The organism is Ensifer adhaerens (genome assembly GCF_002940685.1).
GTDB classification, from domain to species: domain Bacteria; phylum Pseudomonadota; class Alphaproteobacteria; order Rhizobiales; family Rhizobiaceae; genus Ensifer; species Ensifer adhaerens_E.
In genome coordinates this window covers 197,020-223,748 of sequence record NZ_PNFP01000014.1, presented here as the reverse complement: position 1 = coordinate 223,748, position 26,729 = coordinate 197,020, and the positions used below count along the sequence as shown (strand labels likewise).

Below are 26,729 nucleotides of genomic sequence, written 5' to 3'. Positions count from 1 at the left end.
CTGCGGATCAAGGCCGGGCTTCATTGTTCTGTCCCCACGGAAATGGAGCCCGTTGCAACACAGCCCTTGGCCCCGTTCGACAGGCGGGGCCTTTTTGGGTTACCGGGCCACCCCTTTCCTAAAATTACAAACGCGATGCGTCGGATCGCCTCGGCGACGCCAACACCGCGCGCCATTGCAGCGATGCCGGTCACGCCCAGTGCGCCAATCCCCATCAGCTTCCGCCGCTTCACGTCGTCGGTGACAGGCTTCATTTCCGCAACGTCGGCAGCAAGGGTGGCCGTGGAGGCTTCTAGGTGCCCACTCAACCGACCAAATCATCCTGCGGCGATGCACGGTCGCGCCCTCCGGCGATGATTTTCGGCGTATTGATCGTGCCGGCGCATCCTGGATTGCGCTCTTGATGTCGCGAACGGCAGCGATGATCTGATGGCGCAACACCAGGCCGGGGGACGACCGTTTCAGCATTAACCCAAAAGGCCCGCCAGCTGGGCATCATCCCGCCTTGCGTAATTCGGATTGATTAGTCAGGAACCTCAAGAATCCGTTGCTTTGGATCCCAGGAATTGCGACAATACACTTGTAATTGCGCACCCACAAAGCACACGTTAGAGATGAGCCTGTGCCGGTTTGTATTGCCGCGCAATTTCGCTATTTCAAAACGCGCGCATGCCTTGGGCCTCCGCTCCCCTGTGGAGGCTCAAGCATTTGTAGGAGGCAATGAGGCTATTGCCGGCGTCGCCTTCGACCCCTCGTGTCGTGCGGATACTTCCGACAACGAAGCAGATCCAAACCCAGCTTCGTCAAAAATAGCGAGAAGCGACAATTAGGACTGGACCGCCTGCTCGAGAGCTCTGAACAGATCACGCTCATCCGTCGGCTTACCGACATTGGGTGCCCCCGACAGCGCCTCTCCGCCGACATGCTCTGGCAACTCATAAGCGCTGGCAATCACGAAGGGTATATTGCGCGCGCGAAGCACCTCTGCCACCCGCGTTACCGGCCCATCTTTTAGTGTCACATCGAGAACGGCTACGGAGGGCCGAGCATTTTGCAACAATCCGAGTGCTTCAACCACCGTCGCAGCGGGCCCGATCACAATCCAGCCCCGCTGTTCCAAAAGCAGCTTGAGGTCCATGGCGATCAGGAACTCGTCCTCGACGAGAAGCACGGTCTTGGACATGAAACCAGCCTCGAGATCACGAGACCGGTCAAAGTGGAGATACGATCTCCACCACCAAACCCTCGGGTTGGTAATTCAGTTCCACCTGGCCGCCAAGTTCCTGGCTCACAGAAAATTGGACGAGCCGCGTGCCGAATCCCGCGGTCGTCGGCGGGGTGACCGGAGGGCCGCCACTCTCCCGCCACGACAAACGAAGGCGCGGTGGGCTTGCGGTCTCTGTCTCCCATTCTATCTGGATTTTTCCCGTTGAGGTCGACAGGGCACCATATTTGATGGCATTGGTCGCCAGTTCGTGCAGAACCATGCTTAACGACACGACCTGACCCGGCTCCAGGACAACCGACGGGCCCGGTTCGATCACAATAGCTCCCGTACCTTCCGAGTAGGGGTTGAGCGTTCGCTCGACCACCTCCTTCAAATCAGCCTGGTCTTCTTGTGTGTAAGCCGCATCATGAGCTCGCACCAGCGTATTGAAGCGGCCGAGAAAGGCATCTTTGTATTCCTCGCCAGATCGGCCGTCGGCCGTGGTCTGCCGGGCAAGTGCCTGGACCAAGGCGAGCAGGTTTTTCATCCGATGCCGGATCTCGCCAAGAAGAACGGCCTGTTCGTCCTCGCGTTTGCGTCGCTGCGTGGCGTCAACGATCGAAAGCAGCAGAAATCGGCTGTTGTTTTCGGGTCGAAACAACCGGTGCGCACTCACCAACATCGTCCTGCGGCCGATGCTCGGAAAGTCGTGTTCGACCTCATAATCCACGACCGCGGCGCTTTTCGGGATAACTTCTTCGAGGAGGCGACGCAACTCAGGAATGTCCCACTGGCCGTTTCCCAGGTCGTAGACGTATTGATCGATTGTATCGTCGGAATTGACCTTGAAAGTCGAAAAAAAGGCCCGGCTGGCGGAACGAATTCGCAGGTTTTGATCCAGCAGGAGCAAGGGATCGGGGACAGTGTCGATGATCCCCTGGGCTTCAAGATGGCCGTTGCGCAACAAACGGTAAAGATCTTCGAGATTCATGGCTAATCTCGCTTGTCCAACTGGCGGAACATGAATCTACCACCAACAACGTACATGCAAAGCACGTTGTTCCCGCTGAGGAGACGGCCAATGACGCGCCTCAGGCTGTTCGGCGGGACCTCCTGCCGTCACCGCGTCTGTGAGCGATCGGATGGCGGCCTGAAACCCTTCGCTTACGGCCCCATCCACCCGCGAGAGTCTTGGGAATTGCCGTTTCGTCTCGCGCTGATTAAACACTGTCGGATGTTAGCTGATCTCAATCTCAATCTACTGCGCTCCTTCTTCCTGATCGCCGAAGAGCGCAGCCTTACACGGGCCGCGGCTCGGCTTAACATGAGCCAACCGTCGGTGAGCCAGGCCCTCCAGCGTTTGGAAGAGCAGTTGGGATGCCAGTTGGTGCTTCGCGGCAGCCGCAAATTCGAACTGACGGCGCCTGGGCAGAAGGTCTACGAAGAGTGCAGCGAGATCTTCCAAGCCGTCGAGCGTATCGCTCAGCGGACGCAGGAACGGGCGATCGAGGAGTTCGGCGAAGTCCGGATCCAGATCATCTCAAATCTTGAATCTCCCCTCATTAACGAGGCACTCAGGCTCTATCACCAGCGCTACCCTTCGGTCACCTGGACAATCGAGGTCCAAAACAGCCAGGACACGATCAAACGCATCCAGACGGAGAAGTGTGGCATCGGGTTCTGTCTGCTATCCCGCCCGGTCTTCAGCCTCGCTTGTGAGCTCCTCTTCCGCGAGGAGTTCAGCGTCTATTGCGGTGCAGAACACCCCTTCTTCGGACGCAAGGAGGTCGAAAAGCGGGAACTGCGGCAGGAGTCCTTCGTGTCGTTTACCTGCGCGACCGAAGGCATGGGGCTCGAGCCGATGGCAGTGCTGAGCCAAAGCCTCGGCCTTGGCGAGCGCGTCAGCGGACAGAGCCCGAACCTCGAGGAGGTCCGGCGCATGATCGTGGCCGGTCTCGGGATCGGAATCCTGCCCCTGACTGCAGTTCATGACGAAGTTTCCAACGGCCTGCTGTGGCCGCTGGAGATAAAGGGCTTTCCGCTCGGCGCCGATGTCTTCATCGTGACCCATCCCGAGTGCGACTATTCCCGGGCGGAGCGACATTTTCTCGATCTCATCAAGGAACTGCGCACTCTCTACCCGGACATGCACTAGGGGCGACAGGGTCCCCCCGAGGCGTGAGATCACCGGTCGGCGCGCGCAACGACCGAATGCAGCAGGACATTGAGGCCCGGCGCCAGGTCGTGCCGATCGCAATCCTCCTCGTTGTTGTGGGTGATGCCGCCCTTGCACGGCGTGAAGATCATCGCCGTCGGGCAGTGGCGGGCAAGGAAATAGGCATCGTGCCCGGCCTGAGACTGGATATCGCGCCAGTCATAGCCCATGCGTCCCGCCTCGGACCGGATTCCGTCAACCATCGACCGGTCGAAGATGTCGCCGCCCCAGAACCACTCATCCTCGATCACAGCCTCGCAACCGGCGCGGGCAGCGCTTTCAAAGACCGCACGGCGCATCTTTTCGCCCATCACGCGCGCCGTCGCAGGATCGGGATGGCGTACGTCGCAGATGGCCTGCGCGGTATCAGACAGGATGCCCGGCTTGTTCGGCCAGGCGGCAAGCCTTGCGCCCGTCGCCTTGCCGTCGCCGACGGCAAAGTCCCAACCGATGTCGTCTACCGCCGTCAGCCAACGGGCCCCTGCGATTAGCGCGTTGCGGCGCAAGTCCATCGGTGTCGGCCCCGTATGGGCGGTTTTGCCGTCGAAGCGCACCCGCATGCCATAGCTCGGGTAGCCGCCGGTCACCACGCCGACGTCGCGCCCCTCAAGGTCGAGGATGGGCCCCTGTTCGATGTGAAGCTCGTAATAGGCGTCAACCTCGCCGCCACGGCACGGCCTGTTGCCGTTGTAGCCGATGCGCTCCAGTTCATCACCGAAGCGCGCGCCGTCGTCGGCAATCAGATTACGCACCCAGTCAGCCTCATAGGCACCGACGAAACAGCCGGACGCCACCATGGGCGGAGAGAACCGAGCCCCCTCCTCGTTCGTCCAGTCGACGACAACGATCGGACGGCGCGTGACATGGCCGGCGTCGTTCAACGTGCGCACGACTTCGAGCCCTGCCAGCACACCGGCAATGCCATCGAAGCGGCCCCCGTTGATCTGGGTGTCGAGGTGGCTGCCGACCAGTACGGGCGGCAAGGAAGGATCAAGCCCCTCCCGCCGGCCGAAGATGTTGCCGAGTTCGTCGATCTCAACCCTCAACCCTGCGTCTCGGCACCAGGTAACGAAGAGATCGCGCATCTGGCGGTCAGCATCCGTCAACGTCAGACGAGCAAGGCCGCCCGGCCTGCCCTGGCCAATGTCGGCGGAGCCTTCGATGGTCGACCAGAAGCGATCGATATCGACACGGGTATTGGGTGCGAACGACATGGTTCACCTTTCAGATGCGATTGTGGTGGGTCTCATCACATGCCGAACGACATCAGCGTCATAAGGCCCGGAAACAGGACAAGCAGGAACATGATGAGCGTCATGACGCCGATGAACGGCAAGAGGTAGCGGAAGGAAGCGGACATCGGTATGCCCCCGGTGCGGCAGGCTGCCATCAGGTCGATACCGAGCGGTGGCGTGTTCGCGCCGATCGCCAGGTTGATGGTGAGCAGCACGCCGAAATAGACCGGATCGATCTCGAAGGCCCTGAGCACCGGCAAGAAGACCGGCGCGAGGATGAGAATGATCGCGATCGATTCCATGAACGTGCCGAGCACCAGGACCGCGAGCATCATCAGCATCAGGGCAACCGTGGCACTCTCGGTTGCGCCGGTGATGGCGTTGACGACAAGCTGCGGCACCTGCTCAACCGTCAGGATCCAGCCGAAAACCGAAGCGGCGGCGATGACGATGAGGATCGAACCGGTCATCTCCGTGGTGTCGCGTAGAAGCGTGAACACCTTTTCGAGCGAAAGGCGGCGATAGACGAATGTCCCGACAAGAAGGGCATAGGCGACGCCGATCCCGGCAGCTTCCGTCGGCGTGAAGATACCGAAGCGAATGCCGCCGACGATGATGACAGGTGCAAGCAGCGCCAGAACGGATTCTCGCAGCGCCTCCCCCAGCCGCCCCCAGCTAAAGGGCTCGCCGCCCTTCCAGCCGTTCTTGCGCGAGATCCACCAGGCGACAAGCATCAGCCCCAACCCGAGCAAGATGCCGGGGCCGATGGAATGGATGAACAACTGGCCAATGGATGTACCGGTCGCCGTGCCGTAGACGATCAGCACGATCGATGGCGGAATGACCGTGCCGAGCGAGCCAGCGCAGCCAAGACCCGCGGCAGAAAAACCCGGATCGTATCCGCGTTCCTTCATGGCCGGAAGAAGCATCGAACCGATCGCCACCACGTCGGCAACGCCCGAACCCGACAGAGATCCGAACATCATGCAGGCGGCGATCATTACGATTGCAAGGCCGCCGGTGCGCTGGCCGACGACGGCAGCGCAGAGATTGACGATGCGCGGCGCAAGCCCCCCGTGCACCATCAGCAGGCCGGCGAGCAGGAACAAGGGAATGGCGAGCAGCGTAAAGCTGTCGATGCCGGCAACCATGCGCTGTGCGACAACCATCACCGGAAGGGCGTCACCGACCAGGAGATAGGCGACCGAAGATAGCGCGAGCGCGATGACGATTGGTGCATCGATGAGCAGAAGCAGGACGAAGACAAGAAAGAGAACGACAAGCGCCAGGCTCATTTGCGCAGCTCCATGGCGAAAAGGGCGACGAAGGCGAAGGCAGCGGTGACCGGGAGGGAGAGATAGACGAGGCCGGCGGGCCAGCTCAGCACCGTCGTTTCGTGCGACCAGGTGAGTGCTGTGATCTTCCATCCGGACCAGAAGACGACCGCCAGGAAGAGAAAGGCGGCGATGCGCGCAAGCACCGCAAGAAAGCTACGCAGCCGGCCTGGCGCGACGATGAGATCCGTGAGACCCGCACACAGGTGCGTTTTGCGCACGAACGCCGAGATCGCGCCGATGAAGGTCACCCAGACGAGGAGCAGGCGTGGAATTTCCTCCGACCAGCGCGGGGTGAACGAAAAGGCATATCGGCAGATGACGACGTAGACGATGATTGCGGTGAAGGTGGCAATTGCCAGGCCACCAATGGTGCCTGCTGCGCGGTCGATGGCAGCGGCGATCCGCGATTGCGGCATCGGTTCACTTTGCATGGGAAATCTCGCTGGTGTCAGAAGGACGGACCCGGTCAAACAGATCGTCCTGCCCGCTTGCGGCGGACAGGACGGAATGCGTCACTTGCGGTAGCTGTCCATGATCGCGAGCAATTCAGGACCGAAGACGTCCTTTTCATTCTCCCAGATCGGCTTCAGCGCCTCGACGAAGGCCGCCTTGTCGACCTCGTTGAATTCCATGCCCTTCGACTTGAGCTTCTCGATGAGCGCGACTTCGTTGTCGGCGACCATCTGCCGCTGGGCGTTGCCCCATTTGACGGCAGCTTGTTTGACGATCGCCTGATCCTCGGGAGAAATCTGGGCCCAGGTCATGCTCGATACGGTGAGGCAAGCCGCGCCCCAGATATGACCGGTCATCGAAACGTACTTCTGCACTTCGAAGAACGAGGAAGCATCGATGATCGACATCGGGTTTTCCTGGGCATCGAACACGCCCTGCTGCAGGGCCGAATAGAGTTCGCCGAAGGCAAGCGGCGCCGGCTGCGCGCCGAGCAGTTCGAATGTGGCAAGTCGCACCTTATCCGGCGTCACGCGGATCTTGATGCCCGCAAGGTCAGAGGGCTTGGAAATCGGATGCTTGCTGTTGGTGATGTTGCGGTAACCGTTTTCCCACCATGCAAGCACCTCGATGCCCTTCGGGCGGAGAAGATCGGCAAGCGTCGTACCAAGCTGGCCGTCGAGCGCCGCGAAAGCCTGCTCGCGACTGGTCCAGGCGTAGGGCATTTCGATGACGCCGAACTTCGGTTCGACAAACTGGAAGGAACCGCTACCGATGAGACCGGCCTGGATCGTGCCAATCTGCATGCCCTCGATGACTTCCTTTTCCGTGCCGATCTGGCCCGACGGAAAGATTTCGATCTTCACCCGGCCCTCGGTCTTTTCGCCCACTTCCGTGGCGAAGTCGGTGGAGGCCTTGTGCCAGCTGTGCGTATCGGCAAGCACGTGGCCAAGACGGATCGTCGTTTCGGCCATCGCGGCGGAGTGAGTGGAAAGACCGATGATGCCTGCCATCACCGTCGCGGCCAGGCCGCGAGAAATTTTCGAAATGCCCAGTTTCATAGCACCCTCTTTTATTGCATTTGTTCTGGGCACATTAGGCAGACAGGATCGACCATAGACAAATAGCCGGTCCCAATGGCAAGCATTGCGTCCGCCTATGGGACGCAATGCGATTTCCTGTGGCAATTGCTCGTCTCACCCGACCGTTGCGATGCACTCGATCTCGATATCGAACAGCGCCCAGGGCTTGATTGCAACGCAGCTTCGAGCCGGAAAGCGATGTGGGAAGTACTCCCGGTAGACCGCGTTCATCTCGCCGGCTAAGGCATTGTCCGTGATAAAGACGAGTGATTTGAAGACGTTATCCAGCGACGAGCCGGCATGCTGCAGTGTAAAGGAAAGTGCCTCCAGACAGGCACGTGTCTGGACCGCAATATCGCCCCTGACGATTTCCCCCGTCTTGAGGTCGATCGGGGGCATGCCGCAGGTGTAGAGAAGCCCATCGATCCGCGAAAGCGCCGACGTGGGCGCGCCGAGCTTCCGGATCGCCTCAGAAATCACAGGGATTTCAATAATTTCATGCTTCATGCTCGCCGTTCTCCTTGCCTGGCTGCAGATATCGTTGCAGCGTTATTGCATAGCCGCAAGGCGGGGGACCAGTTCGGACCGATCAGCCGAACGCCACCTGTGGCTCCGTCCGGCATCAAAAAGCCATGTGGCGGTTTGGTCCTCCTACCAGCCGTGCCGGGCGGGCACACACGAGACCAAAGCAAGTTCACACCGGCCATTCCATGAACAGGTTTTGAACTGGCAATACCCTCACTGAAACGCCGAAACGACGACTTCGATCAGCGTATCGCCTCCTAGGTCATCGGCGGCAGCCCAGGCCTTCCACACGGCGTCCATCTCCGGCTTCTTGCCAAGATCGGTTACGAAGATCGTGGCGGTGAGCAGCTTCGTCTTGTCGGTACCGGTTCCGCCAGATAGGTGTCGATCTTTGCCAGGATCTCGCGCTCCCTGCCCCATGCGGTTGATCAGATCACGAATTCCTCCTCGTAGGTCTGCGGCTCGGGAACGACCGTAACCTCCACCGGTACAATCCAATTGGCCGCGTAGCTCTCGAAGTCGGAACGCTGCAGGTCGGGCTGCACGCGCCCTGCCCCATCGATCGCGCGACATCGCAGTTTGTATTGTCCCATCTGTTCAGGGGTCCACATGTACTCCCACAGGCGCCATGCAAAGGGACGCTCCGTTTCGAGGAGGCTTGCCTCGCGCCAACCCCTACCGTCTCCGGTGCAGACCTGCACCTGCCGGATAGCAGCCTCGCCGCTCCATGCGGCTCCGAAAATTCGATACGGTTGGCCGGCGATGAGACGCGCGCCCTGCACGGGACGCGCGATCTGCGCTTTGACCTCCATCTCCGTGAGGGGGACCAGTCTCGGTTCCCCGAGGTTGCGTTCCCAACGGAAGTACTCACGCGCCTGCCAGTAGCCAAGGAATGGTTCTTCCAAAACCGTGATATGGGTGATCCACTTGACCCAAGCCATGCCGAACCAGCCACCCACGACCGCGCGTAGCGGGTAGCCGTGATCGCGCGTCAACGGCTCCTCGTTCATCGAATGGGCAAGGATCGTGCTGTGAGCGATGGCTTTCTCAAGCGGTAAACTGCGCGCAAAAGCGATTGGGCCAGGAGAAGCCGTTTTCTTGTTGGTGTCGACGACGCCGCTGTCTGCGCCCACAAGCAGAACCTCACGCGCGGTTGGCTTGACCCCGGCCATTTCCAGAATTTCGCGGAGAAGAACTCCTGCCCATGCAGCATTGCCGACGGCTCCGTTCTGCCACTGCAACCCCTCCTTCGGCGGCACATAGTAGACGCGGCCATTCCCGGCGCATTCGACGACCGCAGTCAAAGTCGTGCTCCGCATCGCCTTGATGCTGTCAAGGTCAAGTTCGAGCGGCCGCGCCACTGCCCCGTCAACGCGCAGTTTCCAGTCTCGGGCATCGAGGTCCGGCGAGGGGAAATGGTTTCGCACGAAGAACAGCTCGGTTGGGATGAGCCGATCGGAGAGCGACGCAAATGGAAACTCGGTGTTCTGTGGGGATTTTTGTCGAACTATCAGACTGGGTTGCTCTGGTGTCGGCATCGTTCTCGTCTCCCCTTCGAACAGCACAACCTCGGTATGCACTCCCGCGAACTCCGGTTAGATCACACCGCCCCTCGCAGTGCGTCTATCGCTCCGCCTTCGGCCGCATTCCCGCACGTTCCTCGGATCAACTTCGGACGGCAGCATGCCGCTATGCGCACACGTCTCTTTCGCGCCTGCTTGTCGTTCAGACAGTACCGCTCAAGAAGACCAACAACATGTTGTTGGCAGGCATCTCGATCGTCTCGCGCAGAATAAGTCCAGCGGCCTCACCCAATTGTTCGAGGTCAGCGATATCACGCACACCCCAGGATGGGTTGCGCTCCTTTAGAGCGGCGTCGAAGGCAGCATTCGACGGAGCGTTGTGTACCCCGTCGCGCATGAAGGGGCCGTAGAGAAGGAGAAGCCCACCATCGTGAAGCAAACGCCCAGCTCCTGCGAACAATCCTGAGCTTGCCGTCCATGGTGCGATGTGGAGCATATTGATTGACACGATGGCGTCAAAATGCCCCGCTTGTTCGACGGTCCATTGTCCTGAGCACACATCGATATCCAGCGGTGCCAGCACATTCCTCAGCCTTGCGAACTTGATCCAGCTAGACGTGCTGGTGCGGGCGTCGGCATCCGGATCGCTCGGCTGCCAGCTGATGTCTGGCATAGCCCCCGCAAAACACACGGCGTGCTCGCCCGTCCCGCATCCAATCTCCAGCACGGCGCCACGTGTTGGAAGGACACGTTGCAGGACCGCGAGGATCGGCGCCGAATTTCGCGCAGCAGAAGGGGAGAACATGCGCTGGTCGGCGCTGACGTCGCGCTGTTCAAGCGCAACAGGCGAACGGTCCTTCATCTCTGGGAGCATTGGCCTGTAATCCCCTTTGGGTGATGTCTCACCTTATAGCTGAAATGACTGAAATCAAGGATTTCGGACTTACGAAGGCTCGGCGGCGCTGTGTGCGGCCGCGGACGACCGAAGGGCGACTTCGCGTCAGATCACGTTCGAGAATCGGAGCCGGAAGCCGACCCGGAGTTTTTGGCCCCAAGACGCTCGGGTCGTCGCAGTGACCTAGTATTGCCGCCTGCCCCTCCTAAGAGCTGCAGGCGGCGTCTAGCGGGATGGTTCCGTTACGGTCGCGTCGTTGATCTTTCCGCCCGCAGATCATGCTGTGGTCCGATCGCGTTCCCAGTACCAGGCAACATACATCATCCTGCGATCATGGTTCCGCGCTTTGAGAAATGTCTTGATCGTTCGTACATCCGATTTTTCGCACGCAACCCAGACGAACGTCTCGTCGTTCGCCGCTTCGATCGCAGCTTTCGCCTCCTGCACGAGCATATCAGCTGCGGCGTGCGGGTAGCTCGCCCGGTGCAACCACTGCACGTTGAGCATGCCATCAGATTGAAGCAGTTGCTCTTCCGCTGTGCCCTCGACTTCGATGATGGCGCCCATTTTGGTTTCGACCGGAGCCTCCGCCGCAATCCTCGCTATGGCTGGCAGCGCACTTTCGTCCCCGATCAGCAAAATGGTCCGCGCCTCTGGCAGACCGCCTGCGGCCGGACCAAGCAGGGCCGCGACATCGCCGGGCCGTGCGTTGCGGGCAAAGTCCGCACCTGGTGTCGATATGCCGGGTGCCGGATGTTGCAGGAAATCGATCCACAACTCCCCCCGATCGCGATCGACAGCGCGGATGGTGTAGACCCGAACGAGCAGCTCGTTCTCGCCCTCCGGCCACGTTTTGGCGTTTTCGATCGTCGCAATTTCGCTGGTGTTTGCGGCCCCCCTTATGTCCGCTTCGTCGAACAGATGGATTACCGAGGGCAGCGCGGCATAGGCGGCCGGAATAGATCCGTAGGACGCAAAGGCACCGCTGGTGGTGGCGACCACGAACCACAACGCACTGTTTTGCGCTTTGAGCGTCGTCAGCTCATGGGTCTCGGAAAGGTGGAGCTGACCATCGTTTCCCCGGCCTACGGCAGAGGACACGACCGAGACGACCGTCCCCTCCATGGCCGTGTTCGGCGACATGATCGTGGTCGCCCAGATGCAAAGCCCTATGATCACCGAGGCAACCACGGCGATAATGACGAGGCTCAATTGCCAGCTGAGGCGCCACCGGAGCGACGGATTGCGTCTTGCCATCTGGCCCCTCACTCTTCCTTCAGGAGGTAACCGACCCCACGGATGTTGTGGATCGAAACGCCGGCCCCAGCATCCGCCAGCCGCTTGCGCAGCCTTGAAATGTGGGCGTCGATCGCGTTCGACTGGATCTCTTCTTCGTAGTTGTAGACCGCAGCTTCGAGTGTCGAGCGAAGAACGGTTTTGTCCCGGCGCCTGGCAAGGGCCTGGAGGACGAAGAGTTCGCGCCTTGGGACGTCGAGCTTCACGTCACCGACGGTCACAGTGAGGCTCAGCGGGTCGAGCGCCATGCGTCCCACCTTGATTTGCAGCTCAGCAAGCGAAGCCGGACGGCGCAGCACGGCGCGCAGGCGCGCCATCAGTTCCTCGACGAGAAAGGGTTTGCCGAGATAGTCGTCCGCCCCGGTGTCGAGGCCCTCAACCCGTTCCATCGGCTCGTTGCGTGCGGTCAGGACAATGATCGGCACGTCCTGGCCGATGCGGCGCAGTTGCGGGATGAAGCTCAGCCCTTCGCCGTCCGGCAGGCGCCGGTCCAAAAGAATTGCACCATAGGCGTTCTGACGCGCAAGTTCGGCTGCGTCGGCGAGATGGGTCGTATGGTCGATGACGATGCCATGTTTGCTGAGCGCCACAGCCAGCGCCGCCGCCAATTCCTTCTCGTCTTCGATCAGCAGTATCCGCATCGGCATCCCATGGCTTCGGCCTTCCGAATCTACCGGGAGAATTACAGCAGCATTACGGAAACCACGGGGCAGCCGGCCGTAACACTGCTGCAACCGTTCAGACGTAACACAACGTCGAGCCGCCCTCGCTTGTATGTGCGGTGACGGGCACGATTTCCAGGGAGCAGTAAGGATTAGCGAGCATGAAGACGTCGCAGGCGAAACCCGCTTCCGGGACGGGACTGCCACCGACCACCGTCGATATCGCACCATGGACACCGGATCGCCAGATGCTCCACAGACCGCTGCTGCGCATTCTTATACGTGCGATCTTTTCGGCTCTTCTACTCGCCGCCTTCCTGGCGGGCCCGGCGATTATTCTGATCCTGACATCCGGTCGAATTGCCATGTAGCGCGCGCCGCACCCGCCGCGCTGCCGCACGTGCCATTCCCGAAGGTCTGTCCGCGCCACGTGCCGCGCGAGACGATGGTGGCCTATCTCGACGCTTATGCCGAGCGTTTCGAACGCGACCGCGCTTCGGCAAGACAGTCAGGTCCATCCGCCGCAAGGACGGCGGCTATCTGATCGAGACCAGAACGGAGACTTTCTCCGCAGGCGAGGTCGTCGCCAGCGGCAGCAATGCTGAGCCCTTCGTTCCCAGCCTGCCCGAAATAGAGGCATTCAAGGGCAGGCGGCTGCACAGCGCTGACTACACAGTAGCCTCGCCCTTTGCCGGCCAATCGGTTCTGGTTGTCGAAAAATGCAGCATCGCCAGGCCGAAGCAGGGCATTCTTGAGCAGGTCAACGCCGGACGCATCCCGGTCATCGATTTCGGCACGGTGAACACGATCAAATCTGCGACAGCAAGGTGGCACCAGACGTCGAGCGTTTCATCCAGCGCGGCGCCAAATGCCGATGTCCAGTCCGGCCGACACGAGCAGGAAGGCATCGTCGTAGCAAGAAGCGCTGTCGCCGGAAAGCTCACTGCTCTCGAAAAATGGCACTGCTGCTAATCGCGCATGAAGCCCTGAATTTCCTCGGGCGTTACTTTTCCGTCCTTATTTGCATCGACCTTGTCGAAGATCCTCTTGTGAATTGCGGTGACTTCCTCGAACGAAAGCGCACCGTCACCATCGTTATCGGCAACGGCGAACATGATTTTCAACATGTGGCCTTGCATCATGCCTTGCCGCATCCGCCCCACCATCATGCCGTATTGTCGCCCCCCCATCATCGCCCCCGGCATCTCGGAGTAACCAGGTTGCTCATCTTGTTTCAGGGCCGGGGAATCTTGGGCAAAGGACGGCGTTGGACTACAGGATAGAAACGCGCCGAAAATCGCCACATATGCGGACATCGTCGTGTTCATGTGCGTTCTCCCTTTCAACCACAGGATACTGCGAATAATGACCTTGATATGCCTCCCTTGTCTGGCTCGCGCCTGCGAAGACTGAAACAACTACCAGACTACCGGTAAAGTCGGACCGGTTCCTTGCGCCACATCAATTGAGCCTGGTCCGGCTTTCTGCTTGGCAGATAATTTCCGAAGGAAGCAGCATCACGATGCTCACGCGGGGCATCGAGGCTAGAGCTCTCGGCCTGGCTTGAACGGCAAACGGTCGACCTGATCTGCGGCCGTCAAGACGGCAAACACCCGTGACGCCATGCAAGAGGAGAGACTTTGCGGAAAGCTTGAATGTGGAGATCCACGATCTTTCAGCGATCTGACCCGGACTGTATCGAGACGGAGCAGGCGGAAGAAACAGTTCCCCTCAAGAGACATCGTCCGCTACTTGTCACGGCAGGTGATGAGGCAAGACCGGTTCTATTGAAACGACCACAAGAAAGTCCTCGTTCCGGCCCTGCGGCATGGCGTGACCAGAAACGGATTTGTCGACCCAATCCACAAATGGGCCGATAAAGGATCGCAGCGTCGGACATTGACGACGTCAGATCTTCATATGTGGCGATCTTTGGTTGAGGACGGCGGAAAGAGGGGCGCTCCGGCTTCACGGTGCCAGTTCAGAATGCCCTCCCAAATTTGCCTGCCTGTTTCGGCGAACCAGAAGAGTTTGCGATCCTCGGGGTCCACTAAGCCTTCATCGATCAGGAAATCGAAATCGATTGCTCGGCGCCAGAATTCCTCGCCGACAAGGACAATTGGAAGCGGCTTGATCTTGCGGGTCTGAACCAACGTGAGCGTTTCAAACAGCTCATCAAACGTACCGAAACCGCCCGGGAAGACTACGAGGGCTTTGGCTCGCAAGAGGAAGTGCAACTTACGGATTCCAAAATAGTGCACCCGAAAGCAGAGCTCGGGAGTTACGTAAGGGTTGGGTTCCTGCTCGTGTGGCAGGCTGATGTTGAGACCGACTGACGGCGCTCCCACATCAAATGCACCACGATTGGCGGCTTCCATAATTCCGGGCCCCGAGCCAGTCATAATAACGAGGGACTGCTGACGATGTGCGCGATTGGACCGACCGACTTCGCGGCCAAAATCCCGGGCAATTTCGTAGAATCGCGCGTTCTCGACAATCCTCTCCGCGGCCCGAAGCCGCAGAACCGAACTGAGGTCGGTGTGCCCGTTTACCGCATCACGCAAAGCATCGAGGTTGCGCCGCGCCGCATCTGGATCACAAATTCGCGTGCTCCCGAAAACGACGACCGTCCCCTCGATCCCGTGCTGCCTCAAAAGCAATTCCGGTTTGAGATAGTCAACCTCGAGTCTCGGTCCACGGACGTCCTCACGATCTAGGAAGGCTGGGTCCTCCATCGCCAAACGATAGCTATCGCTCCTGACTATCGCGTCAATCCGCTTCGGCAATTCGACGTCAGTGGCAGCCGATTTATCGTTCTGCCAAGGCAAAATTTGGGTGCCATCCAAGGGCCGCGGCGACTGGGGTATCGCACCCGACCCTGATGCACCTGATTTCGTCCCTTTTGCCGACGTCTTGAATTCATCCAAGGAAGATACCCCAAAGATTAACAGGATTCGATCCGCTCGGTGGGAAAGCTACGATCGGAGACCCACGGTAACCGGAGGGCCGACACGAAGAGCCGGCCGGCAGCGTTCGACTAATCTCGGAAAAGACTATGCCGTTGGAACAATACGGGCGAAATGAGCAGCGCCGGCGAGCGACGTTTGGGTTGACTCGGTGAGTGGATCGGTTTTCTCTGCGCTCAGAGATTGATCTGTGAACTTAGCTTCCGGATCGCAAAACAGCCTGAAGAGCATCTTCATCACAGCCTCCGCGCGACCATCGGCGATCGAATAGAAGATCTGACGCGACTCGCGTCGTGTCTTGACGAGACCTGCCTGTCGCAATTCGGCGAGTTGTTGCGAAAGGGCAGGCTGCTTGATCCCCAGCGCCTCCTGGATGTCGGTCACGGCCGTCTCCTGCTGGGCGATGAAACACAGCAACATCAGCCGGTTCGCGTTACTGAAGTGCCGCATGAACTCGGCAGCTTCGGGCGCTTTTGAGGCAAGTGTTTCCAACGGGATCCCCGTCGCGGCGCTCATGAGCGCCGCTCCCGAAAATACCAACTTTCGCCTGGATGAAGCATAGTCTCGCCGCCTTCGCTTGACGAGGGGGCGTGCTCGAGAAGGCGGTTGCCCGGAAGCCACCCTTCCGGTGCCACGGCATTCTCTCGTTCGGCACTCTGCAGTGCAGCTACCAGACGTAACAGCTCGTCCACTGAACGACCCACATTCATCGGATACCAGACAATAGCGCGAATGATACCCTCCGGATCAATGATGTATGTTGCCCTGACCGTTGCGCTGCTATCGGAAGTGCCGTCGATCATTCCATAGGCCCTCGCGATCGCCATTGAAGGATCTTCAACCAGCGGAAACGCGACATTTACTCCAAGACGTTCGCGGATATCCCGGAGCCATGCAATGTGGGAGTAGAGACTGTCTACCGACAGCCCCAGTAGCGCACAGTCAAGCTTCTCGAAATCCGGCGATGCCCGCGCAAGCGCTATGAACTCGCTGGTGCAGACCGGCGTGAAGTTTGCAGGATGGGCAAAAAAGATCACCCAGCGGCCGCGATAGGACGATAGCGTTATCGGCCCGCTCGTTGAGCGCGCCTGAAAATCGGGAGCCGGGGTATTGAGGCGCGCACAGGCAATAGGTTGAAGCGTTGTCTCGGTCATGCGGATGTCCTGTTTGCGACGGCTTCAGCTGAGCCTGTTTCGGTTCCAGTCAATACATACTTGCACAATTAATGTAAATATACATATATTAGACAATCCACAGAGGACCCAAGCGACATGATCGGCTCCGCCATCGACCACCCCTTGCAATACGCCCGCGTACTCATTGCACACGCACTTCAGGACCCAGCCAAACGCCCAATTGTAAAGTCCTTCTTCGACCCCCAAACATTCACGGTGAGCCATGTTGTGCGCGACCCGCAATCGAATGCCTGCGCGATCATCGACAGCGTGCTTGACTATGATGCCGCCTCAGGGCGCACATCAGGCAATTCGACTGGGTCTGTCATTGATTACGTAAAGTCTGAAAGTCTCGAAGTTTGCTGGCTGCTGGAAACGCATGCCCATGCCGACCATCTTTCGGCTGCTCCTCTGCTCCAAGCGGAAGTCGGTGGGCAACTTGCCATCGGACACGAGATCGTTCGCGTCCAAGACGTTTTTGGCAAGATCTTCAATGCCGGTACAGAATTTCAGCGGGATGGCAGCCAGTTCGACCGACTCTTCAACGATGGTGATCGTTTCAAGATTGGCACATTGGATGCAACAGTGCTGCATGTGCCCGGTCACACGCCGGCCTGCCTCGCTTATGTCGTCGGCGACGCAGTCTTCCCGGGAGACACGTTGTTCATGCCCGACTACGGGACGGCGCGCTGCGATTTCCCCGGCGGAGATGCACGGCTGCTTTACCGGTCGATAAAGCGCCTCATGGAGCTCCCGAACGAGGCTCGCATGTATCTTTGCCACGACTACAAGGCGCCTGATCGCGATCACTACGCATGGGAGACGACCGTCGGTGCGCAACGGTCTGATAACATCCATGTGCATGACGGTGTCAGCGAGGATGAATTTTACAATATGCGCACCGAGCGCGATGCGACGCTTCCAATGCCCAAGCTCATTTTGCCCTCGGTGCAGGTCAACATGCGCGCAGGACAATTTCCGCCGCCCGAAGACAACGGCGTTCGATACCTCAAGATCCCATTGAACGTTTTGTGAGAGAAATGAACGAAATCAACTTCTTGTGGCCGCTGTCAGGCGGCTTTCTCATCGGTCTATCGGCCGGACTCTATCTCCTGACGACTGGTCGAATTGCCGGGATTTCTGGGCTTGTAGCCGCAGCTGCAGGTCTGACTGGAACTGGTATCAGCAAGCTCGGCCTGGGATTTCTCGCAGGAATACTCGGCGGCGCCTTTACCGCGTCCGCCTTCCTCCGCCAACCAGACATAGAGGTGACGTCGTCTTTGCCTCTTCTTCTCATCGGCGGCCTCCTGGTCGGTTTTGGAACGCGTCTCGGCTCAGGCTGCACCAGCGGCCATGGTGTCTGCGGCCTGGCGCGACTGTCACCGCGCTCGATCGTTGCAACATTGACCTTCATGACGGTTGCAGCGCTCACCGTGGTCGCCATGCGTCTTTTCGCGGGAGCCCTCTGATGTTCGCAAGAATAGCTTCGGCCATTGTCTGTGGCCTCCTCTTTGGTGCCGGGCTTGTCGTCTCCGACATGATCAACCCCGCGCGCGTGCGCGCTTTTCTCGACATTGCCGGCGAATGGGATCCGTCGCTCGCCTTCGTCATGGGCGGCGCGCTCATACCTTCAACACTTGCCTACATTATTCGCAATCGATGGCAGACCCCGCTCTTCGACGACCAGTTCCATGTACCCCCGAAGACAGGACCTGATGCCCGCCTCGTTGCCGGCGCCGTGCTTTTCGGGGTCGGCTGGGGAATGGTCGGGCTCTGCCCCGGTCCTGCAATCGCCGCTTTGACAACGGGCCGATGGCAAGCGGGTCTTTTTGTGGGCGCCATGCTCACGGGGATGATCGTATATCGCTTTGCGTTCGCACGTACGGCACTGGCGTCGCGATAGTCGCAACGGCCAGTGGAGTCCCAGCAACGAAGCTGAGAAAAGCCCGCTTGACCACGGCGAATTCCACCAGAGTTCATAACATGACACTCGAACCAATACAGTACGCGCTCGGCGCTTTGTCCGGAGGGCTTGTCGGACTGGCCCTTGGCCTGTTCGGGGGCGGCGGCTCCATTCTTGCGGTCCCGTTGATGGCCTATGTGGTTGGAGTTCCGAATCCGCACTTGGCGATCGGCACAAGCGCCTTTGCGGTTGCCGCCAACGCCCTTGCCAATCTGATGGGTCATGCACGCCTCGGTCATGTCAAATGGCGCTGCGCCAGCATATACAGCCTCGCCGGAATTGCCGGGGCTTATCTTGGCTCGACCATGGGAAAGCTCGTGGACGGACAACATCTGCTGTTGGCATTTGCCTTTGTCATGGTTTTGGTCGGCGTGCTAATGCTCAAGGGCCGTGCAGTCCAAGGTGATCCAGGTGCGCATTGCTCGCGTGAAAACGCGCCGAAGGTCATTGCGTTTGGCGGGCTTACTGGCATTTTCTCCGGTTTTTTCGGCATCGGTGGTGGGTTCCTGATCGTGCCCGGATTGATGGCTTCCACGGGTATGCCGATTCTTTTCGCGGTTGGCTCCTCGCTCGTGGCGGTTACCGCCTTCGGCCTGACGACGGTTGCGAACTACGCCGTGTCCGGCCTCGTCGATTGGCCCCTTGCTGGAGCCTTCATCGCCGGCGGTGTTGTTGGCGGCATGATTGGAGCGGCCTTGGCCAGCAGACTTGCGGCACGCAAGGGCGCCTTGAACACGATGTTCGCCATCATGATCTTCGTTGTGGCCGGATACATGATCTACCGAGGGGTCACCCAGATTGCCGCGGCCTGACACTCGAATGAGTTTGACAAGCTGATGCAGCCGGTTAAATCCCTTACCTTGCTGGGCGCGCTAACGTGTGCCCGAGAACGTCAGCCGATGTACCGAAAGAACAATGGCTCAGGACCCGGCCCGAATTCCTAGTCCCATCAAGCGCTTGCGAAAGCTTCGACCATCGGTGCTTTACCGGTACCTGAGTGTGGAATTGATGCGCAGGCTGCCGCGCCGAACGGAGCTGGGTCTTTTACTTGCGGGAACGCTGGCGGGGGTCGCAGCTGGGCTGTGCGTGGTGATCATGACGATCATCGCCAGGACGATGCATTCCCTGATCTTCAATTTGGAAGCGGGAGAACGGCTGAGTGGAGCAGCCGTCGACGAGAAGATCCTCGTTCTCGTCGCCCCGATTGCCGGCGGCATGCTCCTTGGAGCAATCCTGCTATTGCTCGCGAGATGGCGGAAGCGACCTCTTGTGGATCCGATCGAAGCCAACGCTCTTCATGGCGGCCGACTTTCTTTGACGGACAGCCTCATCGTCGCTGTTCAGAACCTTGTCTCGAACGGTTTTGGCGCTTCAGTTGGCCTTGAAGCGGGTTACACCCAGGTTGCCTCGGGAATAGCATCTAAACTTGGCAGCAGTCTGAAGCTGCGCCGCTCGGACATGCGCATTATCGTGGGCTGCGGAGCTGCCGGAGCGATCGCCGCCGCATTCAATGCGCCGTTGACCGGCGCCTTTTACGCATTCGAGCTGATCATCGGCGCCTATACAATCATGTCCTTGACGCCAGTAGTGGCATCGGCGCTAAGCGCAAACCTCGTTGCCCGCCTGCTGACGCCAAGCGACGCTGGCATCGACGTGGGCAGCGTTGGCACTGTCGTCCCGGCCGATTACGTACCGGCCCTTGTGCTCGGCGCCATCTGCGGCGGCGTTGGAATCCTGCTTATGCAGGGCGTTGCGTTCGTGGAAGAAGCAGCGCGCAAGAGTGCGATCCCGAGTTTCGGAAGGCCGACCGTCGGCGGAATGATTGTAGGTCTTTTAGCTTTGGCCAGTCCGCAGGTTCTGTCGGGGGGCCACGGTGCACTGCATCTCAACCTCGAAGCCGACGTGGCGATCTCCAGCCTTTTGGTGCTTTTCTTGCTTAAGGCGATTGCATCGGCCGTTTCGCTCGGCTCGGGTTTTCGCGGTGGGCTCTTTTTTGCTTCTCTGTTCATGGGGGCGTTGCTTGGAAAGCTCTTTGCGTTCGTGGCACCCTCATTGAGCGCAGCGACGCTGGCTCCGGCAAGCTACGCGGTGGTTGGCATGAGTTCTCTTGCAGTCGCCGTCATCGGCGGACCGTTGACAATGACATTCCTTGCGCTTGAGGTGACAGGCGATTTTCCCATGACCGTCCTGGTGCTTGCCTCGGTCATTACTTCATCCTTCATCGTCAGAACGCTATTCGGCTATTCGTTCGCCACTTGGCGCTTCCACCTGCGCGGTGAAACGATCCGTAGCCCACACGACGTCGGGTGGATCCGCAATCTTACGGTCGACAAGCTCATGCGAGCGGATGTCCGAACTGCAAACGCGGAAATGCTCGTGCGTGATTTCAGGAACACGTTTCCGATCGGTTCGACCCAGCGGGTCGTCCTGGTCGACGAGAACGGAAAGTATGCCGGGCTCGCGCTCGTCGCGGATGTCCATTCCAATCTTATCGAAGGAGAAAACGAGGCCGCACAGATCCGAACGTTTGCGCAATTCAAGAAAGACGTTCTGCTTCCCACCATGAATGCCAGGCAGGCGGTCGCGATCTTCGACCAAAGCGAAAGTGAAGCGCTTGCGGTTGTCAGCGACCTCGTTGAGCAACGCGTGCTCGGTATGCTGACGGAGAGCCATACCTTGAGGCGCTACAGCGAGGAACTTGACCGGAATAGAAGGGAAATCTCCGGCGAGCTTTAAAGGGGGGCCTCACGCGCGATCTAGAGCGTCACGTCGCCAATATGGAACAACTTCATCCGCCATCCATACCCCACCTGCGATGCAGGAAACGTTCCCAGGGCGCAAACAGAATTCGATCCGCAAGCAGGCCGATCAAGACGATCACCATCATGGCGCCGATCACTTGATCCATTGCATTCAATTCACGCCCATAGTGAAGCAACTGACCGAGGCCGAAACCGGTCAGGATAGTCACGAAGATCTCGGCAGCCATCAACGAGCGCCATGCAAACGCCCACCCCTGCTTCATGCCGCTGACGAGGAAGGGCAAGGAGGCCGGCAGCATGACCATCATCCACAAGTGCAATCTTCGGGATCCCATGGTCCGTGCCGCCTTTGCATAAATCGGCGGGATGGTTCGAGCTCCGTGATTGGTCGCAATTATCACCGACCAGACCGTACCCATTACGACGACGAACAGCATCGCACTCTCGGTTTGCCCGAACCACAGCACGGCGAAGGGCACCCAGCACACACTCGGCAGGGTCTGCAGGCCAAGTGCCAGTGAACCAAGCGTGTCGTCCATGATCTTCGACGAACTTGTCAGAACGCCGACCGGGAGACCAATTGCCGCCCCGATCACGTATCCAAGCAGCAGTCGTTGGAGCGTAACGCGAATTGCTTCAAGGAGCGTACCGTCGTTCATTGCGCCCCAGAGGTACCGGGCAACACTCACTGCCGAAGGGAAAAGGACTGGCGACCACCAGCCAGTCTCGGCGGCCAGCTCCCAGATGAGGAGCAGCCCAGCAAAGAATGCTGTAACGACCACTGCCCGCCTCATTCCGGTACGCCGCCTCCCATGGTACCGCGGAGCGCATCGGCAACCGCTGCCGCGTGAGCCACCAACTCGGCATTGTATATGCTGCGAGGGCGCGACAGCGGGATGTCAAAACTCCGCGCGATTGTTCCGGGGGCACTCGACATCAGCAAGATGCGATCGCCCAGGCATGTTGCTTCGCGCATGTTGTGCGTCACGAAGACCACCGTCTTACGGCTGTCAGCCCAGATCTTCTGCACGTCGTCGTAGAGGTGCTCCCGCGTCATTGCGTCGAGCGCGCCAAATGGTTCGTCCATCAAGAGCACTTGCGGATCAGGCGCCAATGCACGCGCAAGCGCGACGCGCTGCTTCATGCCGCCCGACAATTCGTGGACGTGCGCCTTTTCAAACTTTTCCAGTCCTACAAGCGATAGGTAGTGGTGCGCGATGTCCCGGCGCTCGTCACCACGAAGCTCTGGACAAAGCCTCAGGCCGAACATCACGTTGCCAAACACGTTCAGCCACGGAAAAAGCGAAGGTTCCTGAAACACGACCAACCGCTCTCGGCCGGGACCTGCGACCTCCTGACCGTCCGCAAACACCTGACCGGCATCTGGTTGCGTCAGCCCGGCGATGATGTCGAGAAGCGTCGACTTGCCGCAGCCGCTCGGTCCAACGACGCAAACGATCTGACCGGCGGCAACCTGCATCGATACCTCGGCCAGGGCGTGCACGTTGGCGCGAGACGTTCGAAACCATTTCGAGACCGATTGAACGTCGAGCTTGCTCGTCGCGAGGCTGCAATGCTGCGTGGTTGCTCCAACAAAAGCCGCGCGGTTAGTCATGGCAGTACGACCAGCTGAGACAGATCGGGGACCGCATCCAGGAAGCCGACACGTTGTGCTTTTGCCACATATTCCTGCAAGGCGGATAGCGCGATATCGCTGGTCACCGACATGCGCGGCCATGCCCGAGATGCAAGATCCGGGGACATTGTCACCCGAAAATCCGCTTTCAGTTCTTCGCGGACCATAGCCTGAGCTTCCTGGGGATGTCCGCTGATCCAGTCTCCCAGTTCGCGGTGAGCCTGGACAAATCGGTGCACGAGGTCGCGGTGTTGTTCAAGAAACCCAACCCTTGATACGAGCACCGTCGTGACCGCCTGCCTTTCCTCGATCAACACCTTGCCGCCCGCTTCCAGCTCAAGACGAGAAACCCACGGCTCGACAGTCCACACAGCATCCAGCTGTCGGGTTTTGAAGAGAGACAACTGCTCGGGGTTTGCGGTCGGCACCACATAGGCGTCCCCGCCGGCCTGTGTAATTCGCAAGCCGCCTTCTCGCAGCCAAGCTCGGGCTGCGACGTCCTGAGTATTTCCGAATTGAGGTGTCCCGATCCGTCTCCCGCGGAAATCCGTTGGAGTGACAAACCTTTCTGCGGGCTGCACCACAAGTGCAGAGCCGCCGTTCACGGCGCCGGCCACAATCCTGACCTCGGCTCCAGCGGAACGTGCATAGGCGTTGATTGCCGGGTTCGGCCCGACGTAGGCAAGATCCAGACTGTCGGCAAAAATTGCCTCCATGGCGCTCGGGCCGGCGTTGTAGGCATACCATTCGATAACGACGTCTGGTCCTAACCTGTCGGCGAACCAGCTTTGTCCGCGATGTTCAAAGCTTCTGGCCACCAGCGCCTGAACATGAGTAATGTTTGGGAAATGGCCGACGCGGATGGTTACATTCGTGGCGTGGCCCACTGGGGCTTCAGCCACCCATAGGCCTGCTGCGATTGCCATTGCAAGAACATGCCTTCGTGTCAGCCGCCCCATAACCATCTGATGATCCTGCCTTCAGAAAGGACTATCCTGTCGAGCCTCTTCCCTCGTCTAAAATTGAGCAACCTCTTGTCGCACAACCGGACGTGCGAAGCGCCGTCCGTCTTATATTGCCGACTTTGCACGGTTCGGCATTGATGCTGCGCAACTTGACACTCTACCTACACATTCCTCGGTCGGCACCGCACCTAACGCTGCGTCCAAAACCCAATACCGCCAAGGCAAGGCCGCTCGATCTATATTTGTTCGAACAACTTGCCTTCAAGCTATGAAGCGTTGCCGGCACGGTTGGAAACTGGGTCAAATCTTTGAGATTGCTCATTTTCCAGATCGCAGCATATCCGACAGCACCGGGCACTTCTTGCGATATCCAAATACCGGGGTGGCTCCGCTCCGTTCTGGAGTGCGCCGATGACACTTGCCGGAATTGACTCTTTGTCGCCCAGCTTTAATGTTAGCAAATCCAAAAATAGGTATTATGGAGGTTGTGATGCAAGCCTTCATTTTGCGCCAGAATATCGAGCGGTTTCAAAACCTTCTGAAAGCCGTAACAGGTGAGGCCGAGCGCAGGACCATCAGGGTATTGCTGGCGGCCGCACTGCGCGAGCAGGCCATTCTCCTTTCTTCCCGTGAGGGTTTCGAGGTCGAGATTGACCCGCTGCAGGCCGCCTTGCAGCGCCGGGAGTTTCGCGACAGATTTTCCTCCAGCTCCGGGGCCTGCCTCCTTCTGGATCCCTGCAAAGGGCTAAACATCGCCGACATCAACGATGCATATGCGGCGGCCACCATGGCCGACCCCGCCAGGATCATCGGCAAGCCGATCTTTGAGGCTCTGCCAGACGATCCGACGGATCCAGACGCAGATGGCATCGCCAACCTCTATGCCTCGCTAGAGCGCGTCTTTAAACGACAAACCGATGACGTGATGTCTTCACAGCGTTATGACATGCGGCGCCCCGAAGGCGGCTTTGTCACGAAGTTTTGGAAGATCTCGAACCGGCCAATCCTTGGCAAGGATGGACGATTGATCTACTTTCTGCAGAGCCTGGAGGATGTCACGGTTCGAACGACATGCGGCCCGATATGGCCAGGACAAGGCGACAACCGACAAGAACCTAGTCGCTGTGGGCGGCAAGCACCCGCATGACGTCGTCGTCGCTCAGCTGCGGAAACTCCTGATAGAAAGAACCAACGGAACCCATGTGCCGCGGGGAAATCAGGCAATAGACTTCATCCACCCTTGGTCGTAGCGACGCAACCGATTCCGGGGAAGCGACCGGGACCGCGACAACTATTCTTGCAGGCCGGCGTTTCCTGATGCCTTCGATCGCTGCCCGGATCGACGCTCCGGTGGCTATGCCGTCATCAACGACGATCGCGATGCGGTTTGCAATATTGATGGGAGCGCGACCGGCAAGGTATACTTCTTTGCGACGCTCGATTTCGGCGATTTCCCGCTCGCAGGCGGCGTTGAACTGCGCTTCCGTCACGCGCGCCAGGGCGATAACCTCTTCCTCCCGCACAACAATTGGCTTGTTGCCGTCAACGACTGCCCCCATCGCGAGTTCCAGGTACCATGGAACGCCAATCTTGCGGACCAGCATGACATCGAGAGGCGCTTGAAGATGGGATGCAACTTCAGCGGCGACCGGCAAGCCCCCGCGAACGAGGCCAAGCACCACGATATCGTGGCCGCGATAGTGTTCAAGAGCTCGAGCGAGCTGCCTGCCTGCCTCGGATCGATCAGAAAAGCGCATCATTTACACTCCAACGGCAGCAAGCGGCGCACAGCGTTGTCCGCTCCTCATTCCGGTTTACGGCACGATGACGGCTGCCCCGTTCAGTCTGCCGTGGCGCAGATCATCGAGGGCTTGGTTCGCTCTTTCGAGGGGATAGACGACAGTGTGGGTCTTTACCTGGGCTCTTTCAGCGACGGGAAAGAACTCGAAGGCATCTGCCCGCGTCAGGTTTGCGACCGAAGCGATTTGCCGTTCGCCCCAGAGAATGGAATAGGACATTTGAGGAATATCGCTCATATGTATGCCGCCGCACACGACGCGCCCTCCCTTACGCACTGCGCGCAGCGCCGTTGGCACGAGATCGCCCGCTGGCGCAAAGATGATGGCGGCGTCAAGCGCCTCTTCGAGTGTCTCGTCCGAACCACCGGCCCAGCTTGCGCCGAGACTGATTGCGAACTGCTGGGCCGAAACGTCGCCGGGTCGTGTGAAGGCATAGATTTCGCGCTTTTGCCATATTGCGATCTGGGTAATGATGTGGGCAGCGGCGCCAAAGCCAAAAAGGCCGAGGCGCTTTGCGTTTCCTGTCTTTTTGAGCGACCTCCAGCCAACAAGTCCGGCGCAGAGAAGCGGCGCGACGGCCACCGGGTTGTCCGCGAACTGAAGCTTGAAGGAAAATCGCTGGTCGGCGACGACGTGGGTGGCAAACCCGCCATCGCGGGTAAAACCCGTGAACAGCGGCTTGTCGCACAGGTTCTCCTGGCCGGCACGGCAATAGGAGCAATGCCCGCAAGTAAAGCCCAGCCACGGTACGCCAACACGGCTTCCAACAAGAGTCCGATCAACATTCTCGCCGACGGCTTCGACCACCCCGACGATTTCATGGCCAGGTATCAGGGGGAGTTTCGGGTGATCGAGTTCTCCGTCAACGACGTGGAGGTCGGTGCGACAGACGGCGCAAGCTTCTACGCGTATTCGGATTTCGCCAGGGCCCGGGCGCGGGTCGGCAAGGGTCTTGAGAACCAGGGGTGTCCCAGGCTTTTCAAGTACCATCGCCTTCATCACGCACCTCAACTGAATTTAAGTCAGGCCAAGCCTT

Annotated in this window: 30 protein-coding genes; 8 read left to right on the top strand and 22 right to left on the bottom strand. The window is 59.3% G+C overall.

The annotated features are described in order from the left end of the window. Window positions 1-20: 20 nt before the first annotated feature. From C1A35_RS25720 to C1A35_RS25710, 3 genes are all read right to left on the bottom strand, one after another. Window positions 21-308 (bottom strand): DUF1515 family protein, encoded by a 288-nt coding sequence (locus tag C1A35_RS25720; protein WP_104667086.1) that lies wholly within the window; start codon window positions 306-308, stop codon window positions 21-23. 518 nt (window positions 309-826) lie between these two features. After that, window positions 827-1,183 (bottom strand): response regulator, encoded by a 357-nt coding sequence (locus C1A35_RS25715; protein ID WP_104667085.1) that lies wholly within the window; start codon window positions 1,181-1,183, stop codon window positions 827-829. Window positions 1,184-1,211: 28 nt separating this feature from the next. Then, entirely contained in the window at window positions 1,212-2,198 is a 987-nt protein-coding gene (locus C1A35_RS25710; RefSeq protein WP_104667084.1) for a PAS domain-containing sensor histidine kinase, read from the bottom strand. Between the two features lie 90 nt (window positions 2,199-2,288). Here C1A35_RS25710 and C1A35_RS25705 point away from each other — a divergent pair, with 90 nt between their 5' ends. After that, entirely contained in the window at window positions 2,289-3,362 is a 1,074-nt protein-coding gene (locus C1A35_RS25705) for a LysR family transcriptional regulator (protein WP_234823015.1), read from the top strand. A gap of 29 nt (window positions 3,363-3,391) precedes the next feature. On the opposite strand, the gene C1A35_RS25700 is transcribed toward C1A35_RS25705, so the two are convergent. The 10 genes from C1A35_RS25700 to C1A35_RS25655 form a co-directional block, all read right to left on the bottom strand. Beyond that, window positions 3,392-4,636, bottom strand: coding sequence for a Zn-dependent hydrolase (locus tag C1A35_RS25700; protein WP_104667083.1), 1,245 nt, complete (start codon window positions 4,634-4,636; stop codon window positions 3,392-3,394). Window positions 4,637-4,671: 35 nt separating this feature from the next. Next, window positions 4,672-5,952: a TRAP transporter large permease gene (locus C1A35_RS25695; protein ID WP_104667082.1), complete on the bottom strand. Its 1,281-nt coding sequence runs from the start codon at window positions 5,950-5,952 to the stop codon at window positions 4,672-4,674. Further along, window positions 5,949-6,425 carry a TRAP transporter small permease gene (locus C1A35_RS25690; RefSeq protein ID WP_104667081.1) on the bottom strand — a complete coding sequence of 159 codons (477 nt, stop codon included), beginning with the start codon at window positions 6,423-6,425 and terminating at the stop codon, window positions 5,949-5,951. The genes C1A35_RS25695 and C1A35_RS25690 overlap by 4 nt, the downstream gene beginning before the upstream one ends. An 81-nt stretch (window positions 6,426-6,506) precedes the next feature. After that, window positions 6,507-7,505: a TRAP transporter substrate-binding protein gene (locus C1A35_RS25685; RefSeq protein ID WP_104667080.1), complete on the bottom strand. Its 999-nt coding sequence runs from the start codon at window positions 7,503-7,505 to the stop codon at window positions 6,507-6,509. Between the two features lie 135 nt (window positions 7,506-7,640). Continuing rightward, window positions 7,641-8,033, bottom strand: a complete 393-nt coding sequence (locus C1A35_RS25680; RefSeq protein ID WP_104667079.1) for a RidA family protein — start codon at window positions 8,031-8,033, stop codon at window positions 7,641-7,643. A gap of 231 nt (window positions 8,034-8,264) precedes the next feature. Continuing rightward, window positions 8,265-8,471: a hypothetical protein gene (locus C1A35_RS25675; RefSeq protein WP_104667078.1), complete on the bottom strand. Its 207-nt coding sequence runs from the start codon at window positions 8,469-8,471 to the stop codon at window positions 8,265-8,267. Between the two features lie 8 nt (window positions 8,472-8,479). Next, window positions 8,480-9,631, bottom strand: a complete 1,152-nt coding sequence (locus C1A35_RS25670) for a sulfite oxidase (protein ID WP_272939269.1) — start codon at window positions 9,629-9,631, stop codon at window positions 8,480-8,482. Between the two features lie 145 nt (window positions 9,632-9,776). Then, a complete protein-coding gene (locus C1A35_RS25665; protein WP_104667076.1) occupies window positions 9,777-10,448 on the bottom strand; it encodes a DUF938 domain-containing protein in 672 nt (223 codons plus the stop codon). Window positions 10,449-10,745: 297 nt separating this feature from the next. Beyond that, a complete protein-coding gene (locus tag C1A35_RS25660; RefSeq protein WP_104667075.1) occupies window positions 10,746-11,726 on the bottom strand; it encodes a siderophore-interacting protein in 981 nt (326 codons plus the stop codon). An 8-nt stretch (window positions 11,727-11,734) separates the two neighbouring features. Further along, entirely contained in the window at window positions 11,735-12,406 is a 672-nt protein-coding gene (locus tag C1A35_RS25655) for a response regulator transcription factor (protein WP_104667125.1), read from the bottom strand. A 182-nt stretch (window positions 12,407-12,588) separates the two neighbouring features. On the opposite strand from C1A35_RS25655, the gene C1A35_RS25650 reads away from it, so the two are divergent. Beyond that, window positions 12,589-12,798 (top strand): hypothetical protein, encoded by a 210-nt coding sequence (locus C1A35_RS25650; protein ID WP_104667074.1) that lies wholly within the window; start codon window positions 12,589-12,591, stop codon window positions 12,796-12,798. A gap of 597 nt (window positions 12,799-13,395) precedes the next feature. Here C1A35_RS25650 and C1A35_RS25640 read toward each other — a convergent pair. The 4 genes from C1A35_RS25640 to C1A35_RS25625 all read right to left on the bottom strand — a co-directional run bounded on the left by C1A35_RS25640 (window position 13,396) and on the right by C1A35_RS25625 (window position 16,547). Further along, window positions 13,396-13,755 (bottom strand): EF-hand domain-containing protein, encoded by a 360-nt coding sequence (locus tag C1A35_RS25640; protein ID WP_104667072.1) that lies wholly within the window; start codon window positions 13,753-13,755, stop codon window positions 13,396-13,398. A gap of 588 nt (window positions 13,756-14,343) precedes the next feature. Further along, entirely contained in the window at window positions 14,344-15,354 is a 1,011-nt protein-coding gene (locus C1A35_RS25635) for an LOG family protein (protein WP_234823014.1), read from the bottom strand. Window positions 15,355-15,480: 126 nt separating this feature from the next. Continuing rightward, window positions 15,481-15,909 carry an ArsR/SmtB family transcription factor gene (locus C1A35_RS25630; protein ID WP_104667071.1) on the bottom strand — a complete coding sequence of 143 codons (429 nt, stop codon included), beginning with the start codon at window positions 15,907-15,909 and terminating at the stop codon, window positions 15,481-15,483. Further along, window positions 15,906-16,547: a peroxiredoxin gene (locus C1A35_RS25625; protein ID WP_104667070.1), complete on the bottom strand. Its 642-nt coding sequence runs from the start codon at window positions 16,545-16,547 to the stop codon at window positions 15,906-15,908. The genes C1A35_RS25630 and C1A35_RS25625 overlap by 4 nt, the downstream gene beginning before the upstream one ends. Before the next feature lie 117 nt (window positions 16,548-16,664). Between C1A35_RS25625 and C1A35_RS25620 the strand changes: the two genes are divergently transcribed. From C1A35_RS25620 to C1A35_RS25600, 5 genes are all read left to right on the top strand, one after another. Further along, window positions 16,665-17,603 carry an MBL fold metallo-hydrolase gene (locus C1A35_RS25620; protein WP_104667069.1) on the top strand — a complete coding sequence of 313 codons (939 nt, stop codon included), beginning with the start codon at window positions 16,665-16,667 and terminating at the stop codon, window positions 17,601-17,603. A 5-nt stretch (window positions 17,604-17,608) separates the two neighbouring features. Next, the gene (locus C1A35_RS25615; protein ID WP_104667068.1) at window positions 17,609-18,037 is read left to right on the top strand and encodes a YeeE/YedE family protein; all 429 of its coding nucleotides are present in this window, start codon (window positions 17,609-17,611) and stop codon (window positions 18,035-18,037) included. After that, a complete protein-coding gene (locus C1A35_RS25610; protein ID WP_104667067.1) occupies window positions 18,037-18,471 on the top strand; it encodes a DUF6691 family protein in 435 nt (144 codons plus the stop codon). Before C1A35_RS25615 ends, C1A35_RS25610 begins: the two co-directional genes overlap by 1 nt. A gap of 80 nt (window positions 18,472-18,551) precedes the next feature. Beyond that, complete coding sequence (locus C1A35_RS25605; RefSeq protein ID WP_104667066.1) at window positions 18,552-19,343, top strand: sulfite exporter TauE/SafE family protein; 792 nt, start codon at window positions 18,552-18,554, stop codon at window positions 19,341-19,343. 103 nt (window positions 19,344-19,446) lie between these two features. Then, window positions 19,447-21,267: a chloride channel protein gene (locus C1A35_RS25600; RefSeq protein ID WP_199773020.1), complete on the top strand. Its 1,821-nt coding sequence runs from the start codon at window positions 19,447-19,449 to the stop codon at window positions 21,265-21,267. A gap of 52 nt (window positions 21,268-21,319) precedes the next feature. Here the strand turns inward: C1A35_RS25600 and C1A35_RS25595 are convergent, their stop codons facing one another. The 3 genes from C1A35_RS25595 to C1A35_RS25585 are packed head-to-tail and all read right to left on the bottom strand — an operon-like array spanning window position 21,320 to window position 23,855. Continuing rightward, the gene (locus C1A35_RS25595; RefSeq protein ID WP_234823013.1) at window positions 21,320-22,075 is read right to left on the bottom strand and encodes an ABC transporter permease; all 756 of its coding nucleotides are present in this window, start codon (window positions 22,073-22,075) and stop codon (window positions 21,320-21,322) included. A gap of 8 nt (window positions 22,076-22,083) precedes the next feature. Then, entirely contained in the window at window positions 22,084-22,908 is an 825-nt protein-coding gene (locus tag C1A35_RS25590) for an ABC transporter ATP-binding protein (RefSeq protein WP_104667064.1), read from the bottom strand. After that, window positions 22,905-23,855: an ABC transporter substrate-binding protein gene (locus C1A35_RS25585; RefSeq protein WP_234823012.1), complete on the bottom strand. Its 951-nt coding sequence runs from the start codon at window positions 23,853-23,855 to the stop codon at window positions 22,905-22,907. Before C1A35_RS25585 ends, C1A35_RS25590 begins: the two co-directional genes overlap by 4 nt. A gap of 529 nt (window positions 23,856-24,384) precedes the next feature. Between C1A35_RS25585 and C1A35_RS25580 the strand changes: the two genes are divergently transcribed. Continuing rightward, window positions 24,385-25,041, top strand: coding sequence for a diguanylate cyclase (locus C1A35_RS25580; RefSeq protein WP_104667062.1), 657 nt, complete (start codon window positions 24,385-24,387; stop codon window positions 25,039-25,041). On the opposite strand, the gene C1A35_RS25575 is transcribed toward C1A35_RS25580, so the two are convergent. Both C1A35_RS25575 and C1A35_RS25570 read right to left on the bottom strand, forming a co-directional pair. Beyond that, window positions 25,010-25,654, bottom strand: coding sequence for a phosphoribosyltransferase (locus C1A35_RS25575; RefSeq protein WP_337442003.1), 645 nt, complete (start codon window positions 25,652-25,654; stop codon window positions 25,010-25,012). The two genes, C1A35_RS25580 and C1A35_RS25575, sit on opposite strands and share 32 nt — an antisense overlap. Window positions 25,655-25,708: 54 nt before the next feature. Then, window positions 25,709-26,692, bottom strand: a complete 984-nt coding sequence (locus C1A35_RS25570) for a zinc-dependent alcohol dehydrogenase family protein (protein WP_104667061.1) — start codon at window positions 26,690-26,692, stop codon at window positions 25,709-25,711. Window positions 26,693-26,729: the final 37 nt, after the last annotated feature.

What these genes read in the sequence shown, in the direction of transcription:
- C1A35_RS25715 (WP_104667085.1), bottom strand. Translation starts at nt 1,183, where the DNA reads ATGTCCAAGACCGTGCTTCTCGTCGAGGACGAGTTCCTGATCGCCATG.
- C1A35_RS25710 (WP_104667084.1), bottom strand. Translation starts at nt 2,198, where the DNA reads ATGAATCTCGAAGATCTTTACCGTTTGTTGCGCAACGGCCATCTTGAA.
- C1A35_RS25705 (WP_234823015.1), top strand. Translation starts at nt 2,289, where the DNA reads ATGACGCGCCTCAGGCTGTTCGGCGGGACCTCCTGCCGTCACCGCGTC.
- C1A35_RS25700 (WP_104667083.1), bottom strand. Translation starts at nt 4,636, where the DNA reads ATGTCGTTCGCACCCAATACCCGTGTCGATATCGATCGCTTCTGGTCG.
- C1A35_RS25695 (WP_104667082.1), bottom strand. Translation starts at nt 5,952, where the DNA reads ATGAGCCTGGCGCTTGTCGTTCTCTTTCTTGTCTTCGTCCTGCTTCTG.
- C1A35_RS25690 (WP_104667081.1), bottom strand. Translation starts at nt 6,425, where the DNA reads ATGCAAAGTGAACCGATGCCGCAATCGCGGATCGCCGCTGCCATCGAC.
- C1A35_RS25685 (WP_104667080.1), bottom strand. Translation starts at nt 7,505, where the DNA reads ATGAAACTGGGCATTTCGAAAATTTCTCGCGGCCTGGCCGCGACGGTG.
- C1A35_RS25680 (WP_104667079.1), bottom strand. Translation starts at nt 8,033, where the DNA reads ATGAAGCATGAAATTATTGAAATCCCTGTGATTTCTGAGGCGATCCGG.
- C1A35_RS25675 (WP_104667078.1), bottom strand. Translation starts at nt 8,471, where the DNA reads ATGGGGCAGGGAGCGCGAGATCCTGGCAAAGATCGACACCTATCTGGC.
- C1A35_RS25665 (WP_104667076.1), bottom strand. Translation starts at nt 10,448, where the DNA reads ATGCTCCCAGAGATGAAGGACCGTTCGCCTGTTGCGCTTGAACAGCGC.
- C1A35_RS25660 (WP_104667075.1), bottom strand. Translation starts at nt 11,726, where the DNA reads ATGGCAAGACGCAATCCGTCGCTCCGGTGGCGCCTCAGCTGGCAATTG.
- C1A35_RS25655 (WP_104667125.1), bottom strand. Translation starts at nt 12,406, where the DNA reads ATGCGGATACTGCTGATCGAAGACGAGAAGGAATTGGCGGCGGCGCTG.
- C1A35_RS25650 (WP_104667074.1), top strand. Translation starts at nt 12,589, where the DNA reads ATGAAGACGTCGCAGGCGAAACCCGCTTCCGGGACGGGACTGCCACCG.
- C1A35_RS25640 (WP_104667072.1), bottom strand. Translation starts at nt 13,755, where the DNA reads ATGAACACGACGATGTCCGCATATGTGGCGATTTTCGGCGCGTTTCTA.
- C1A35_RS25630 (WP_104667071.1), bottom strand. Translation starts at nt 15,909, where the DNA reads ATGAGCGCCGCGACGGGGATCCCGTTGGAAACACTTGCCTCAAAAGCG.
- C1A35_RS25625 (WP_104667070.1), bottom strand. Translation starts at nt 16,547, where the DNA reads ATGACCGAGACAACGCTTCAACCTATTGCCTGTGCGCGCCTCAATACC.
- C1A35_RS25620 (WP_104667069.1), top strand. Translation starts at nt 16,665, where the DNA reads ATGATCGGCTCCGCCATCGACCACCCCTTGCAATACGCCCGCGTACTC.
- C1A35_RS25615 (WP_104667068.1), top strand. Translation starts at nt 17,609, where the DNA reads ATGAACGAAATCAACTTCTTGTGGCCGCTGTCAGGCGGCTTTCTCATC.
- C1A35_RS25610 (WP_104667067.1), top strand. Translation starts at nt 18,037, where the DNA reads ATGTTCGCAAGAATAGCTTCGGCCATTGTCTGTGGCCTCCTCTTTGGT.
- C1A35_RS25605 (WP_104667066.1), top strand. Translation starts at nt 18,552, where the DNA reads ATGACACTCGAACCAATACAGTACGCGCTCGGCGCTTTGTCCGGAGGG.
- C1A35_RS25600 (WP_199773020.1), top strand. Translation starts at nt 19,447, where the DNA reads ATGGCTCAGGACCCGGCCCGAATTCCTAGTCCCATCAAGCGCTTGCGA.
- C1A35_RS25590 (WP_104667064.1), bottom strand. Translation starts at nt 22,908, where the DNA reads ATGACTAACCGCGCGGCTTTTGTTGGAGCAACCACGCAGCATTGCAGC.
- C1A35_RS25585 (WP_234823012.1), bottom strand. Translation starts at nt 23,855, where the DNA reads ATGGCAATCGCAGCAGGCCTATGGGTGGCTGAAGCCCCAGTGGGCCAC.
- C1A35_RS25580 (WP_104667062.1), top strand. Translation starts at nt 24,385, where the DNA reads ATGCAAGCCTTCATTTTGCGCCAGAATATCGAGCGGTTTCAAAACCTT.
- C1A35_RS25575 (WP_337442003.1), bottom strand. Translation starts at nt 25,654, where the DNA reads ATGATGCGCTTTTCTGATCGATCCGAGGCAGGCAGGCAGCTCGCTCGA.
- C1A35_RS25570 (WP_104667061.1), bottom strand. Translation starts at nt 26,692, where the DNA reads ATGAAGGCGATGGTACTTGAAAAGCCTGGGACACCCCTGGTTCTCAAG.